This window comes from Lichenihabitans sp. Uapishka_5 (assembly GCF_033947565.1).
In the GTDB taxonomy this organism is placed as follows: Bacteria; Pseudomonadota; Alphaproteobacteria; order Rhizobiales; family Beijerinckiaceae; genus Lichenihabitans.
The window spans coordinates 1-13,490 of record NZ_JARPVX010000037.1 but is presented as its reverse complement, the minus strand read 5'-3'; the positions used below and the strand labels follow the sequence as shown (position 1 = coordinate 13,490).

Here is a 13,490-nt window from a genome sequence, read left to right as displayed (position 1 = left end):
AGGTCGCGGTGCGGGCGGCCTCACGCCTCAAGGAGCGGAGATGACGGATTTCATCGGCAAGGTGGCTCTGGTGACCGGCACCACCGGCATCGGCGCCGCCACGGCGCTGCGGCTCGCCCGAGGGGGCGCCGCGGTGCTGGCGGTCGGCATCGACGCGGCCGGCAACGCGGCCCTGGCGGCCGAGGCGATCGCGGCCGGGCTGCGGCTCGAGACGGCCCTGGTCGATGTGACGGACCCGGCTGCGGTCGAGCGCGCCGTCGCCAAGCTGGTGGCCGATCACGGCGGCCTCGACGTGATCGTCAACGCGGCCGCGGTGCATCCTTATGGCGATGCCGTCGCGACCCCGCCGGAGGTTTTCGCGCGCTGCCTCGCAGTGAATGTCGGCTCGATCCACCTGACGGCACATTTCGGCGTGCCGGAACTGCGCCGGCGCGGCGGCGGCGCCATCGTGAACCTGTCGAGCGTGCAGGGTTTCGCCTGCCAGGCGGGCGTCACGGCCTATGTGGCGTCGAAGGGCGCCATCCATGCGATGACGCGCGCCATGGCGCTCGACCATGCGGCGGACCGCATTCGGGTGGTGTCGGTCAGCCCCGGCTCGGTCCGCACGCCGATCCTGGCGCTCGCGGCCCGCACCTTCGACGGCCCGGAGGCCGACGTCGAGGCCGCCTTTGCGCGCTTCGGGGCCGCCCACCCGCTCGGCCGCATCGCCGAGCCCGACGAGGTGGCCGAGCTCGTGGCTTTTCTGGCGTCAGACAAGGCCGGCTTCATCACAGGAACGGACCACCGCATCGACGGTGGCCTGACGGCCGGGATCGGGGTCCGGTGACGAACAAGGGAGACGCGCCGTGAAGCGATCGGAGATCAACGCCGCCGTGGCCCGGGCCGAGGCGGATTTTGCCAGGGCCGGCCTGCACCTGCCGCCCTTCGCGGCCTGGACCCCGGCCGACTGGCGCCGTCACGGTTCTGAGGCGACGGCCACCATGCGGGCCACCGGGCTCGGTTGGGACGTGACCGACTTCGCGGCCGGCGACTTCGCCCGCCGGGGCCTGTTGTTGTTCACCACCCGCAACGGCCTCAAGGCGGGCGGCCCCGGCAACCGGCCCTATGCCGAGAAGGCGATGATCGCCCGGCGGGACCAGATGACGCCGATGCACCGTCACCTCGCCAAGGTGGAGGACATCATCAACCGGGCCAGCCTCCATCCCGACGCGACGCTCGCCTTGCGGCTCTTCGCGATGGACCGCGACGGCGGCCTCGACCGCACGGCGCGGCTCGCGGTGCAGCTCGACGGACTCATGCGTGAGGTCGAGCCCGGCAGCGTGGTGCGGCTCGCACCGGGCGAATCCATCACCCTGTTCCCCGGCACCTGGCACGCCTTCTGGGGCGAGAACGGCGATGTGGTGGTGGGCGAAGTGTCGAGCGTCAACGACGACTACGCCGACAACGTCTTCGCCGAGCCGCTCGGCCGCTTCCCTGCCATCATCGAGGATGCCGAGCCGACCCGCCTCATCGTGCCGGACTACGCGGCACTGGAGCGCTAAGGGGACGCGGACGCCTCGACGCACGGCTCGGCGCGCGCCTTGCACGCCTGATCGCTGCTATAGATTCAACACACGGCATCCGGGGTTCGGCTGCGTCGCGCCCCGGAAGGCCGGCATCTCGGCGCGCGTGGTCACGAGGGTTCAGGAGCCATGTCCGGACGCCAACGCATCCTGCCCGTGCGGCGCGCCTACAACCGCTGGGTGGCGAACGAAACGCTGGAGGATTTCGCGCTCCGCTTCACGGCCAAGAGCGCCCGCCGCTGGTCGGCGCCGCGCGTGTCGCAGACGGCGCTCGGCGCCATCTCGTTCCTGGCCCTCGAGGCGATCGGTGGCGCCGTCACGCTGAGCTTCGGCTTCACCAACGTGGTCTGGGCCACGCTGGTGGTGAGCGCCGTGCTGTTCGTCACGGGATTGCCGATCAGCCGCTCGGCCGCGCGCGCGGGCGTCGACATCGACCTCCTCACCCGCGGCGCCGGCTTCGGCTATATCGGTTCGACCGTGACGTCGCTGGTTTACGCCACCTTCACGTTCATCCTCTTCGCCATCGAGGCTTCCATCATGGCGGGGGCGCTGAAGCTGGTGTTCGGCCTGCCGCTCGCCTGGGGCTATCTGTTGAGCGCGGTCGCGGTGATCCCGTTGGTGGCCTACGGGATCGCCTGGATCAGCCGGTTCCAGATCCTGACCCAACCGCTTTGGATCATCCTCAACGTGCTGCCGATCGGCTTCATCGCGGCCGAGAACTGGCCGAGCGTCGTGGCGTGGACGCGATTCCCGGGCCTCGGAGCCGGGGCCACCGGCGGCTTCGACCTGCTCGGCTTCGGCGGCGCCGCGTCCGTGATCCTCGCCCTGATGCCGCAGATCGGCGAACAGGTGGACGTGCTGCGCTTCCTGCCGGCGCGGCCGCCGGGGCGGGCCTGGCGCTGGGCCGCCTCGCTGGCGGCCGCCGGGCCGGGCTGGATCGTGCTGGGCGCACCGAAACTTTTGTTCGGCTCGCTGCTCGCCACCTTGTGCCTCAAGGCCGGCGTGGCGCCCGGCCATGCGGCCGAGCCCGCCGAGATGTACCGGCTCGCCTTTGCGGCCGTGATCCCATGGCCGACCGGCGTGGCCCTGCTGACGGCCGGCTTCGTGGTGGTGTCGCAACTGAAGATCAACGTCATGAACGCCTATGCGGGCTCGCTCGCCTGGTCGAACTTCTTTTCCCGCGTCACCCACAGCCATCCGGGGCGCGTGGTGTGGCTCGTCTTCAATGTCGCGGTGGCGCTGCTGTTGATGGAGCTCGGCATCTATGCAGCGCTCGAGCGCATCCTCAGCCTGTTCGCCGTGGTGGCGGTGGCGTGGCTCGGTGCCGTGGTGGCTGACCTCGCGATCAACAAGCCGCTCGGCCTGAGCCCGCCCGGCATCGAGTTCAAGCGGGCCCACCTGTACGACATCAACCCGGTCGGTACCGGCGCCATGGCGCTGGCCACAGGGGTGGCGCTGATGGCCGCGGCCGGCCTGTTCGGCGCCGCGGCATCGGCCCTGGCCCCCTTCGTGGCGCTCGGGGTGGCGCTGGTGGCGGCACCGGCGATCGCGGTCGCCACAAAGGGCCGCTTCTACCTGGCCCGCAAGCCGCGCGCGGCCTGGCTCGAGCGTGCCACCATCACCTGCTCGATCTGCGACAACCCGTTCGAGCCGGAGGACATGGCCTATTGCCCCGCCTATGCGGCGCCGATCTGCTCCTTGTGTTGTTCGCTCGACGCCCGCTGCCACGACCTCTGCAAGCCGCACGCCCGCGCGGCGCCGCAGGTCGCCGCGGCCCTGACGGCGGTGCTGCCGCGCCGCTGGGCGGTGCGGGCCGGATCGCCGACGGTCCGCTACATCGGGGTGTTCGTGCCACTCGTGGCGGTGATCGGCCTGGCGCTGGCCGTGATCCACGTCCATGCGGCCTCGCAGGAAGGCTCGCTCATCCGCGGCGTGGTGGACCAAACCCTATGGGCCAGTTTCGCGGTGCTGGTGATCGTATCGGGGGTGCTGGCCTGGTTCTTCGTGCTCAGCGCCGAAAGCCGCCGCGTCGCCCAGGAAGAATCGGCGCGGCAGACCACCGCCCTGCTGCAGGAGATCGCCGCCCACCGGCGCACCGACGCGGCGCTGCAGAAAGCCAAGGAGGTGGCCGAGGCCGCGAACCTCGCGAAGAGCCGTTACGTGGTGGGCCTCAGCCACGAATTTCGCACACCGCTCAATGCCGTGCTGGGCTATGCGCAGTTGCTCGAGCGCGACGAGGCCGCCAGCACGCGCCGCAACGGCGTCCGCGTCATCCGCCGATCGGCCGAGCACCTGTCGGGGCTGATCGACGGGCTTCTGGACGTGTCGAAGATCGAGGCGGGCCGGCTGCAGATCCAGCGCAACGAGGTGCGGACTGCCGAATTCTTCGCCGGCGTGGCCGACATGTTCCGCCTGCAGGCGGCGGCCAAGACCCTCGATTTCCGCCTGGAGGTCAGCCCGGCCCTGCCGGCCGTGGTGGCGACGGACGAAAAGCGGCTGCGGCAGATCCTCATCAACCTGCTCAGCAATGCCGTGAAGTTCACCGCGGCCGGACATGTTGCGCTGACGGTCCGCTACCGCAACCAGGTCGCGACGTTGAGCGTGGCCGACACCGGCATGGGCATCGCGGCCGACGACATCGAGCGCATCTTCGAGCCCTTCGACCGTGGCGCCCTCGGCACCGCCGAAGCCGTGCCGGGCCTCGGCCTCGGCCTGACGATCACCAAGCTGCTGACCGAACTGATGGGCGGGGCGCTCGGCGTCAGCAGCGTGCCGGGCCAAGGCAGCCGATTCGAAGCGCGGCTGATGTTGGCCGCGGTATCGACCCCGCAGGCCCGGCTGGCCCGGAACCTGCAAGGCTACGCGGGTCCGCGCCGCACCCTGCTGGTGGTGGACGACGACGGGGATCATCAGGCCCTGATGCGCGCCCTCCTGGAACCGCTCGGCTTTTCGGTGTTGAGTGCCCGCGACGGGCCGACCGCGCTGGCCCTGACGGCCGACCTGCGACCGGACCTCGTGCTGCTCGACATTTCCATGCCGGGCATGACCGGCTGGGAGGTGGCCGAGGCGCTGCGCAGCCTGCGCGACGTAGCGGCGCCGATCGTCATGCTGTCGGCCAATGTCGGCGACGGCGCGCCGCAGCCGCCGGGCGACCGCCGCGTCCACGATGCCATGCTGGCCAAGCCGTTTGTGCTGCCGACGCTGCTCGACACGCTCGAACGGCTGCTCGACCTGCGTTGGATCGAGGCGCCGGCACCCGGCACCACGCCCGGGGCGGCCCCGAAAACCCAGGGGTCGCGGCTCGCGCCCGACGTCCTGGCCGACCTCCGCCACCTCGGCAGCATCGGCCATGTGCGGGGGATCGAGGCGCGGCTCGACGTCCTCGATCGCGATGCCGCCTTGCGGGACCTCGCGGCCACGCTGCGGCTGCGGCTGCGGGCCTTCGACTTTCCCGGCTTCGAGGCGATTTTGGCCGGGCTTGATCCATGAGCGCCGCGATGCCCATCCGGCCCACGGTGCTGGTGGTCGACGACACGCCCGACACGCTCGGCTTCCTGACGGACGCGCTCGAGGGAGCCGGCTACACGGCCCTGGTGGCGACCGGCGGCCCGCAGGCGCTTGCCCTCGTGGGGCGGCTGATGCCCGACCTGATCCTGCTTGACGCCATGATGCCGGTGATGGACGGCTTCGAAACCTGCCGGCGTCTGAAGACCGGTCTCGCGGCCGCGGTGCCGGTGATCTTCATGACGGCGCTGAGCGACACCGAGCACATCGTTCGCGGCCTTGGGGCCGGTGGGGTCGATTATCTGACGAAGCCCATCGTGCTGGACGAGCTTTTCGCTCGCGTCCGGGTGCATCTCGCCAATGCGCGCGCGGCCCGCGGCGCCCTGGCGGCGCTCGATGCCACCGGCAGCGCGCTCGTGGCGGTCGACAGCGGCGGCACCGTGCTGTGGAGCACACCGCAGGCCCGCGCTCTTCTGCCAGACGATCTGACGGCGGCGCTACCAGCGGCGGCCCTCGCAGACGCCGCACTGACGCCCGACGGGGTCGCAACGCTGCCGTCTTCCGAAGCCGGACCGCTTTCGGCTCGCATCGTCGGCCGCATCGGCGCCAATGAGATGCTGTTCCGGCTCGAACGGCCCGACACGCGCCGGCACGACGAGATCCTGGCGGCGCGCTTCGCCCTCACGGCCCGGGAAGCGGAGGTGCTGCTGTGGATCGCCCGCGGCAAGCCGAACCGGGACATTGCCGAAATCCTGTCGCTCAGCCCGCGCACGGTGAACAAGCACCTCGAAACGATCTTCGCCAAGCTTGGGGTCGAAAACCGCGCCTCGGCGGCCGTGCTGGCCGCGCGAGCCCTGGACGAGCGTTAAGCTTCGCGGCTTCCACCCTCCTGGGCCTCGGCTTCGCTCGCGATCTGACGCTTCAGGGCCGCCAGTGCCACTTCGCCGGCCGAGACGGCATCGTTCTGGGAGCCGAACACTCCCTCGCTACGCCGGACCGGATTGGCGTGATGATCGTACCGTATCTGCCACTCGAACCCATCGAAGTGCCGTGCGACCAAAAGGTGGTACTCGCGAAGACTGTTGGGCCGCTTGCTCGCCATCGATGATTCCGCCTCGAACTGGGGACTGGAAGTTTAGAATGAGAAAGTGGATTGTGAACGACTTAGTTGCACTACATTTGTTAAGAAAGCAGTGTTGCCTGCCATGTTAAACATCGGTTGTCCCTCCCTCTTCGGCTTACGGGCCGCCATGCGAACCCGGTTGCGATGACCAAGCCGATCCTCATCCTCAACGGGCCCAACCTCAACCTGCTGGGGACCCGCCAGCCCGAGATCTACGGGCGGGACACGCTGGCCGATGTCGAGGCGCGCTGCCGGACGCTGGCCGGACAACTCGGGCTCGCCATGGTGTTCCGGCAAAGCAACGCCGAACACCAGATCATCGACTGGATCCAGGACGGGCGGACCACGGCCAGCGGCATCATCATCAACCCGGCCGCCTACAGCCACACCTCGGTGGCAATCCTCGATGCCCTCAACGCCTGCGACCTGCCGGTGCTGGAGGTGCACATCTCGAATGTGCACCGCCGGGAGCCGTTTCGGCATCATTCCTATGTGAGCCAGGCTGCCGTGGGGGTGATCGCCGGCTTCGGCATCCACGGCTATCTGCTGGCCCTGCGCCACATGGCCGTGCTGCTCGACCCCGCCGCGATGCCGGGCTGATCCGACATCAGTCGCGCGCCACGATGCGCTGCCGGCGCTTGGCCTGCCCATGCTCGGTTTTGTTCCAGGCATGCGGGCGTCCGGCCATCTCGAAAGCCGCCTGCCAGGACGCGACGGACAAGAGAACCAGATAGGCCGGCAGCGTCGGCAGCCAGATCGCAAGGCCGAGCCGCCCCTCGCGCGCGAGCCCACGCAAAGCGGGCCAGATGGCTGCGGCGGTGCCGGACACCAGCAGAACGAGGCTCAACACCGTCCAGGCCATGTCGCCACCGGTATGCGGATGCAGCAGGGTGCCGGACCACAGGCGCAGCGCCACCACAACGGCGCAGAACGGACCCAACAGGCTGGCCGCGACCGTGCCGGCCAACAGCCCGCACACGGCGAGGCCCGGCAGGAAGCCAAGCTCCCGCCAACTCCGCAGCGGCGCCCGCGAATGGGTCACGAGCGTCACCATCCAGCCCTTCTGCCAGCGACGACGCTGCGCCATCCAGGCCTTCAGCGTGCGCGGCGCTTCCTCGGAGGTGGTCGACCCGAGCGTCGCCACCCGCAGGCCGAAGCGCGCCAGCCGGATGCCAAGGTCGATGTCTTCCGTGACGTTCCAGGCGTCCCAGCCGTTCACCCGCTTGAGCACGGCCGTCGGGAAATGATTCGAGGTGCCGCCGAGCGGCACGGGCCAGCGCAGGCGCGCCAGGCCGGGGTTCACGACGCCGAACAAAGCCGCGTATTCGATGGCGAACATGCGGGTCAGCCAGGAATCGGCGGCATTGTCGATGGCGAGCCGCGCCTGCAGGCAGGCCGTGCCTGGCGCCGCCGCAAACCCCGCCAGGGCCAGCCGAAGCTGGTCGGGTTCGGGCTCGTCCTCCGCGTCATAAACCACCAGATAGGCGCCGCGAGCGAATTGCAGCGCCACGTTGAGGGCACGGGGCTTGGTTTGCGGACGGCCGGCCGGCGCCATGATGATGCGGTAGCAGGCCGGCAGGGCCAGGCGCTCCAGGGCCGCCAGCGTGCTCCGGTCGTTCGCCTCGATCAGCAGCATGATGTCGAGCTTGGCTCTGGGATAATCGCGGTATTAGGTAGCAAACACACCTAGCCGAGCCTGCCTTAAGTCGCCCCGATCAACGATGATTGCGGGCATGTTGTATCCACTCCCGCAAGGTGTTTTGTGTTTCTGGTTGGTGGCGCACTTCCCCCGACCACGTTCGCACGGGCCGGACAGGCCAAATTCCTTCTGGTTCATCCGGCACTCCGATGGCTGGAGTGGGTTGCCGGTTCTTGCCGCGCACGGTGCCGGTTTTCATGTCTGATATACCCCAGATCGTCCACACGCTCTCTGGCAAGATCGCGGACGTGGAGCGCTGGATAGCGGAGACTGAGGCGAGGCTTGCTAACGCGCGTCAGGATTTGGCTCACCTCCAGGCCACAAGGCAGCTTTTCAGCCGTGGCGAATTGACCCCGAACCCCGTTTACATGGGCCTGACGCGGATCTTCAAGCGCGGGGAGATCACGGCGCTGGGCCTGGAGGCGCTACGGGCGGCGCCGGATGGCCTCGACACGCGGGAGCTTGCCACCGCCATCATGCGGGCCAAGGGGCTGGATGTAGACGAGCGAGTGTTTCGGATCAGCCTGACACAAAGCGTGGTTACGCTGTTTGGGCGGCTGGAGCGGAAGCGGGTGGTGCGGTGTTTGGGGGCGAGGAAGGGGGTGAAGGTGTGGGATCTAGGCTGATCTTAAAACAAAACCCCGCCATTGGGCGGGGTCGGCTTTTTAGGCTCTCTTAGGAATCACAGGATTTTTCATCTCCTGAATTTTTTCGTAGCTTTCTCTCATCGAGATTTTGAGTTGAGGGTTTTCAGTCCAGGAATTGAAGCGCTCGGCCAAACGCCTCTCGGCGTCGGTTAAGAGCGCAATTCGCTCTTCGCGTTTCATCGCATTCCTTTTTCGTTGTCCGTTAGCTTCCAACTTTAGAGCCCGTTTCGCGTTCCATCCACCAGAATTTTTGCCCGTTATCCATCTCCGTTAGATCGCTGCCATATCCTAGGTGGGATGCCATCGCTACGATATCATCGTATTTGACTTGAGCTGCGGAAACCAAGGGCACGTCAACGGAGCACATAAACATTGATGCTGGCTTAAGCCGCTCGATCATGTCGAAAAGACACGACATCAAATGCCCTTTGATAGCGACTCTGTCTTTGTGATCGATCATTTTCGACACTTCAGCCGCACTCAGGATTGTTCTTATTTTTTCCAGCTGCGCATTGAATTCAAAAATCGCGAAAGAAATTTCCCGCGTTTTCTGTCCATAAAAGCTGATGAAAAATGTGTACACAAATCCAGTGTCATTATCGTAACCGATAACGACATTTCTGGCATCTTCCTTATCCTCGGTGAGGTCTTCGCAATATCCTTCGTCGTCTTGCAAAACGAGTACGAACGCCATTATGACGACCCTGAGGAAAAGGTAAGCGCGTTGCGCGCCTGGGATATATTTGAAGTGCTGCCAAATGCCATTTTACACCAGTGCTGGCAAACGGATGCCGTGGCCAATTCCATTGTCACCTAGTTATGCGGCCGCCGCCCGCTGCCAATACCCCTTCCACACCCGGCTCACCGGATGCCGCAGCGCCGCTTCGGTTGCCATGAGGTACTGCTGCCCATTCGACACGCGGCGGTTGTCCTCGCGCCAGCCCATCTCGCGGGCGTAGGCCTGGAGGTACGGGCCGGCGATGTGGTGGTGGATGCCAATCTCGGCGCGGCGAATGCGTGAGAAGAAACTCTCGGCTTGGTTCGTGTTGGCCTCGTCCGTCGAGTAGGACTCCTGGTGGTTGATGCGCTTCGTCAAGAAGCGATCGTGCAGCACGTCCCAGCCGGCCGCCTCGTCCGCAAAGATCGTGGAGCCTTCGGCCACCTTGCGGGCGATAGTGTGGACCGAAGCGGCCTCAGAGCGAGCCACGAAGGGCAGCGTTTCGCCGTTGCGCTCACGCATGACGACCACGACCTTGCGCTTGCCGGTCTGGTTGACAGCAAGGCGACGGTCGCGACGGTTCTCCTTGTGATTGGACGGCTTCACGTAGCCGCCGAAGTAAGCGCCATCGACCTCGACCTCACCGACAAGGGTCTTCTCGTCCATGTCGGCCGCCAGGGCCTCGCGGATCTTGTGCGAGAGGACGAAGGCCGTCTTGTACTGCACGTCGAGGTCGCGGGAGAGTTGCAAGGCGCTATGGCCCTTGGCGCCGTTCACGAAGATAGCGATGGCCAGCAGGATGTCGCGGATCGGCAGCTTGCGGCTGGCGAAGATCGTGCCCGAGGTGACAGAGAACTGATGGTTGCAAGCCTTGCACTTCCAGAGCTTGCGAGCCTTGTAGGTGTAGACGGCAGCGCATTCGCAGCGGGGGCAAACGGCCTCGCCTTGGGTGGCCGACCAACGCACCAGCCGGAAGGTCTCGAAGGCTTCCTCGTCCGAAAGCCGAGCAACCCGAGCGAGGCTCAGGCTCCTTGCGGCTTTCGAGAGGAGGAAGTGTTGAGACACCGGCGAAGCAACCTTTTTGGTTGCTTCCAGACATAATAGCTACAATGTGTGAGGGCAACCCTTTTGTTTGCTCTTGCGCCAAAAAGGTTGCCGCACTAGATCGGGACCATGAGCCCGGAACAGTGTCGCGCCGCGCGTGCGTGGTTGGAATGGTCACAAGGTCGCTTGGCGACTGAGGCCGGCGTCGGCCTTTCGACTGTGAAGGGGTTTGAGGCCGGAAAGCGGACAATCGGGGCCACTCTAGCGGCAATGCGAGTTGCGCTGGAGAAGGTAGGGGTGACGTTCGTCGATGGCGAGTCATCGGGGATCACGGGGCCTAAAACGATTGGAGGACCGCGGGATGGCTAGGCCGAAAGAGCCTCACGTGTCCGTCATTGTTGAAACCTATCGAGAAAGCGGAAGCGGCCTCCATGGCAGCATCCATGTCCGCCCCGTGGCGGGACAGGACTTCCCGACCAGTTTGCGCGTGCGATGCCCAAAGAAGTTTGCAGAAGCCTACCCGCTTGGCACGCGCTTCAGGATCGACGCTAAGCTCACCGACAGAGAGGGAGGCCAGCCGTTTCTATCGACCTATCACGGCTGGCCATTTGACGTTCTCGGCAAATTATAGACGTTCCTTAGCCTGTAGATTAAGGTGGACTAGGAGGGGGTCGGACCCTCGCACGGACGGATGGAAAGCCCCCGAGCAGCACCGGCTCTAGCCCATGTCCTGAGCTGAGAGGCTATCTCAGCTCAGGAATGAAGTCGGGCCGCTTTTCCGGCTCGAAATATGAGGGAGGCAGCCCGCAAAAGGCTGCGATCATGGCGCCCGACAGGCGCAACTCGGATGCGATAGCATCTTGTGACTTGCGCCCTGCGCTCACGATGACCTCGACTACCTTGCGGAGCAAGGAAGGCGTCTCAAGCGGCAGCTTATCGTCAAGCGGCTCCTGCGTGCGCCACTTGCGATAAGAGATTTGCTTGTAGAGGCTCGTGATCTGAGCCTCATCGAAGATACCCAGATCCTTGCAGCGATAAACCATCGCCTGGATGGCCACCTTCCATCGAGACTTCAAGGTCACAAAGGCATCAAGCCGGGGAGTGTACACCTCGTTTGGAAAGGCGTGTCGGGGCATCAGTAGGGCGCTCGCGAAACGATGCGCCTCAGCTTCAATCAGCTTCAGCACCTTTGGGTCCTCAATGTCCTCTGGCGGCACGAAGCGATGGAGTACCAAGTGCCCTAGCTCGTGAGCGGCATCGAATCGTGCGCGGACGGCGGACTGCTTCTCGGACGAGAGAAAAACAAACGGCCGCGGACCGCTCCAGAACGAGAACGCCTCCACCTTGTGGCCCGTCATCTCATACCGGCAGACCGTCACGCCGTTGTTCTCAAGGAGACCAATGACGTTTGAGATCGGTCCAAGGCCAAGTCCCCACTGTTTGCGGCACGCCTCGGCGGCTTCCTCAATCTCGTCTTCCCCGTATCGGTCACCCTCGCTAGGCGAGACCATCGGCAGATTGACCGGTGGGAACCCGACAAAGCCGTACAGGTAGAAAGCGGTCTGAACGAACCACTTGCCTAATACCTCGCTCATAAGGTTGCGCCGCTTCGTGTCGGCACCAAACGCACGAAAAAAGCGCGTGCTGTAGCCGCCGAACGACTCGGCGTCCTCTGCCGTGAAGTAGGCAAGCGGCTGATCGACTACGGCAGCGATCCTGGCCATTGTCAACGGATCGGGGTTCTTCTCTCCGGCCTCGAAGGCAGAGATAGCCTGACGGCTGATCGTGACGGCTTCGGCAAGTTCAGTCTGATTAAGCCCGCAGGCAATCCGAGCATCGCGTAGACGCGATGGGACGATCCCGCGAGTGGCGATCTTGCCCGGAAAAGCGATGACGTTAGGCGTCATTGTCTCTGCGCCACTTGTCGATTTGATCCTTAAGTTCAAGCGCCGCCGTAAAGTCCGTTTCCTCGGCTGGCGGTAAATCAGATTCAACGACGTGCGGAAGCTTCATCAAATTAGGCGTCTTATAGAGCCAGTCGCGGTGATGCTGCGAATGAGGTACGCCGACATGCGCAAAATTGAGATCCTGATGTCCGTGGACCAGGATGAAGTGCGGCAGCCCATGAACCTCTCGCGTGTCATCAAACTCTGGGAGGTTGAAAAAGGGCGCGTTGTTGAGCCGTCCGTTCTCGCGAAATATCACGTTGCGCGGCTGGTGCTTCGGGTTAGCGACTTGGCTGATTGTCAGGGTCGAATGACCGAGTCGGACCTGAAGGTAACGCCCAGTGGGTTGCGCGAAACTGGACCAGCGGTGCTCGAACGGCCACCGTTGCGTTTGCAACAGGATCTCGAAGCCTCGATCCACTGCCCATGTGATGAGGCGGCCCCGGTTGTCGTATGCTGACGGGACGTTCAGGATCGGCTCGTCCTTCACAATGAGGCGAACCGCTTCGTAAGCGGTTCGTAGCGTGGTCGGTATGAGAGCTCGCGCCGCCAAGGGAAGCTGATCCTTGAGAAATTGTTCGGCGCTGACGGCGTCCATGAGGCAATCCGGTTGTCAAACCTGCATGGCAACCATTTAGGAAATAATGCCGTTTTTGTCAACCGACGTAGACGCCCCAAGTCAACCCGCTCTGGCTGCCTCCTGTGCAAGCAGCACAAGCGCCAGGGCGCGTGCGATCACGCGGTGTGATGGCGCAAACGCCACAAGCGCCCGAGCCCATCCGGCACCAGATTTTGGTGCATGAGCACCCTATCAGACACCTCAAACAAATACGCTTTGGCCGCGCTTCGGGAACGCCGCGCCGAACTAGCCGGCGAGATCACAGCCGCCGAGCAGCACCTCCGCCATCTCCGCGAAGCCATCTTGCATGTGGATGGCACCCTACGTCTGTTCGACCCCGACGCGGACCCGTCCAAGATCGCTGCCAAACGGCCCTACAAGCGGACGAAGCTGTTCGGGGCAGGAAAGCTCAACCGGCTTATCCTAGACGCGCTTAGGAAGGCGGGGCGGCCTTTGGCAACGGCTGAGGTCGTAGATGCGATCGTCGCAGAGCTTGGGTTCGGAGAGGACGCCGCGAAGGGGCTGCGGAACCGGGTGCGGGCTAACTTGCTGTATCTGAGCAAGGTGCGTGGGGAGCTATGTGGGAAACTGGGTGACGACGGTGGTTTGAAGGCGGCGTATCGAGGCG

Annotated in this window: 13 protein-coding genes and 2 pseudogenes; 8 read left to right on the top strand and 7 right to left on the bottom strand. The window is 65.1% G+C overall.

Annotation, left to right across the window (positions count from 1 at the left end):
- Positions 1-40 precede the first annotated feature (40 nt).
- The 4 genes from P7D22_RS13675 (at position 41) to P7D22_RS13660 (ending at position 5,935) form a co-directional block, all read left to right on the top strand.
- Complete coding sequence (locus P7D22_RS13675; protein ID WP_319934802.1) at positions 41-826, top strand: SDR family NAD(P)-dependent oxidoreductase; 786 nt, start codon at positions 41-43, stop codon at positions 824-826.
- A 19-nt stretch (positions 827-845) separates the two neighbouring features.
- The gene (locus tag P7D22_RS13670) at positions 846-1,541 is read left to right on the top strand and encodes a D-lyxose/D-mannose family sugar isomerase (protein ID WP_319934801.1); all 696 of its coding nucleotides are present in this window, start codon (positions 846-848) and stop codon (positions 1,539-1,541) included.
- Between the two features lie 150 nt (positions 1,542-1,691).
- Complete coding sequence (locus tag P7D22_RS13665) at positions 1,692-5,051, top strand: hybrid sensor histidine kinase/response regulator (protein WP_319934800.1); 3,360 nt, start codon at positions 1,692-1,694, stop codon at positions 5,049-5,051.
- Complete coding sequence (locus P7D22_RS13660) at positions 5,048-5,935, top strand: response regulator transcription factor (protein ID WP_319934799.1); 888 nt, start codon at positions 5,048-5,050, stop codon at positions 5,933-5,935. Before P7D22_RS13665 ends, P7D22_RS13660 begins: the two co-directional genes overlap by 4 nt.
- Here the strand turns inward: P7D22_RS13660 and P7D22_RS13655 are convergent.
- On the bottom strand, positions 5,932-6,168 hold the full coding sequence (locus P7D22_RS13655; protein ID WP_319934798.1) for a hypothetical protein: 237 nt from the start codon (positions 6,166-6,168) through the stop codon (positions 5,932-5,934). The two genes, P7D22_RS13660 and P7D22_RS13655, sit on opposite strands and share 4 nt — an antisense overlap.
- A 165-nt stretch (positions 6,169-6,333) precedes the next feature.
- Between P7D22_RS13655 and aroQ the strand changes: the two genes are divergently transcribed.
- On the top strand, positions 6,334-6,789 hold the full coding sequence (gene aroQ / locus P7D22_RS13650; protein ID WP_319934797.1) for a type II 3-dehydroquinate dehydratase: 456 nt from the start codon (positions 6,334-6,336) through the stop codon (positions 6,787-6,789).
- Positions 6,790-6,796: 7 nt separating this feature from the next.
- Here aroQ and P7D22_RS13645 read toward each other — a convergent pair.
- Positions 6,797-7,837 (bottom strand): annotated as a pseudogene (locus P7D22_RS13645) (glycosyltransferase family 2 protein); the annotation flags it as partial.
- Between the two features lie 248 nt (positions 7,838-8,085).
- Between P7D22_RS13645 and P7D22_RS13640 the strand changes: the two are divergent.
- Complete coding sequence (locus P7D22_RS13640) at positions 8,086-8,514, top strand: hypothetical protein (protein WP_319934796.1); 429 nt, start codon at positions 8,086-8,088, stop codon at positions 8,512-8,514.
- A gap of 39 nt (positions 8,515-8,553) precedes the next feature.
- On the opposite strand, the gene P7D22_RS13635 is transcribed toward P7D22_RS13640, so the two are convergent.
- The 3 genes from P7D22_RS13635 to P7D22_RS13625 all read right to left on the bottom strand — a co-directional run bounded on the left by P7D22_RS13635 (position 8,554) and on the right by P7D22_RS13625 (position 10,318).
- Entirely contained in the window at positions 8,554-8,715 is a 162-nt protein-coding gene (locus P7D22_RS13635; protein ID WP_319934795.1) for a hypothetical protein, read from the bottom strand.
- Between the two features lie 22 nt (positions 8,716-8,737).
- A complete protein-coding gene (locus tag P7D22_RS13630) occupies positions 8,738-9,229 on the bottom strand; it encodes a hypothetical protein (protein WP_319934794.1) in 492 nt (163 codons plus the stop codon).
- A 123-nt stretch (positions 9,230-9,352) separates the two neighbouring features.
- A complete protein-coding gene (locus P7D22_RS13625; RefSeq protein ID WP_442916086.1) occupies positions 9,353-10,318 on the bottom strand; it encodes an IS1595 family transposase in 966 nt (321 codons plus the stop codon).
- A gap of 364 nt (positions 10,319-10,682) precedes the next feature.
- On the opposite strand from P7D22_RS13625, the gene P7D22_RS13620 reads away from it, so the two are divergent.
- Positions 10,683-10,928 carry a hypothetical protein gene (locus P7D22_RS13620; protein WP_319934793.1) on the top strand — a complete coding sequence of 82 codons (246 nt, stop codon included), beginning with the start codon at positions 10,683-10,685 and terminating at the stop codon, positions 10,926-10,928.
- Between the two features lie 112 nt (positions 10,929-11,040).
- On the opposite strand, the gene P7D22_RS13615 is transcribed toward P7D22_RS13620, so the two are convergent.
- Both P7D22_RS13615 and P7D22_RS13610 read right to left on the bottom strand, forming a co-directional pair.
- Positions 11,041-12,204 carry a helix-turn-helix domain-containing protein gene (locus tag P7D22_RS13615; protein WP_319934792.1) on the bottom strand — a complete coding sequence of 388 codons (1,164 nt, stop codon included), beginning with the start codon at positions 12,202-12,204 and terminating at the stop codon, positions 11,041-11,043.
- Complete coding sequence (locus P7D22_RS13610; RefSeq protein WP_319934791.1) at positions 12,194-12,841, bottom strand: hypothetical protein; 648 nt, start codon at positions 12,839-12,841, stop codon at positions 12,194-12,196. Before P7D22_RS13610 ends, P7D22_RS13615 begins: the two co-directional genes overlap by 11 nt.
- 201 nt (positions 12,842-13,042) lie before the next feature.
- On the opposite strand from P7D22_RS13610, the pseudogene P7D22_RS13605 reads away from it, so the two are divergent.
- Positions 13,043-13,490, top strand: a pseudogene (locus tag P7D22_RS13605) (hypothetical protein); the annotation flags it as partial.

What these genes read in the sequence shown, in the direction of transcription:
- P7D22_RS13665 (WP_319934800.1), top strand. Translation starts at nt 1,692, where the DNA reads ATGTCCGGACGCCAACGCATCCTGCCCGTGCGGCGCGCCTACAACCGC.
- P7D22_RS13635 (WP_319934795.1), bottom strand. Translation starts at nt 8,715, where the DNA reads ATGAAACGCGAAGAGCGAATTGCGCTCTTAACCGACGCCGAGAGGCGT.
- P7D22_RS13630 (WP_319934794.1), bottom strand. Translation starts at nt 9,229, where the DNA reads ATGGCGTTCGTACTCGTTTTGCAAGACGACGAAGGATATTGCGAAGAC.
- P7D22_RS13675 (WP_319934802.1), top strand. Translation starts at nt 41, where the DNA reads ATGACGGATTTCATCGGCAAGGTGGCTCTGGTGACCGGCACCACCGGC.
- P7D22_RS13610 (WP_319934791.1), bottom strand. Translation starts at nt 12,841, where the DNA reads ATGGACGCCGTCAGCGCCGAACAATTTCTCAAGGATCAGCTTCCCTTG.
- P7D22_RS13615 (WP_319934792.1), bottom strand. Translation starts at nt 12,204, where the DNA reads ATGACGCCTAACGTCATCGCTTTTCCGGGCAAGATCGCCACTCGCGGG.
- P7D22_RS13640 (WP_319934796.1), top strand. Translation starts at nt 8,086, where the DNA reads ATGTCTGATATACCCCAGATCGTCCACACGCTCTCTGGCAAGATCGCG.
- P7D22_RS13660 (WP_319934799.1), top strand. Translation starts at nt 5,048, where the DNA reads ATGAGCGCCGCGATGCCCATCCGGCCCACGGTGCTGGTGGTCGACGAC.
- P7D22_RS13655 (WP_319934798.1), bottom strand. Translation starts at nt 6,168, where the DNA reads ATGGCGAGCAAGCGGCCCAACAGTCTTCGCGAGTACCACCTTTTGGTC.
- aroQ (WP_319934797.1), top strand. Translation starts at nt 6,334, where the DNA reads ATGACCAAGCCGATCCTCATCCTCAACGGGCCCAACCTCAACCTGCTG.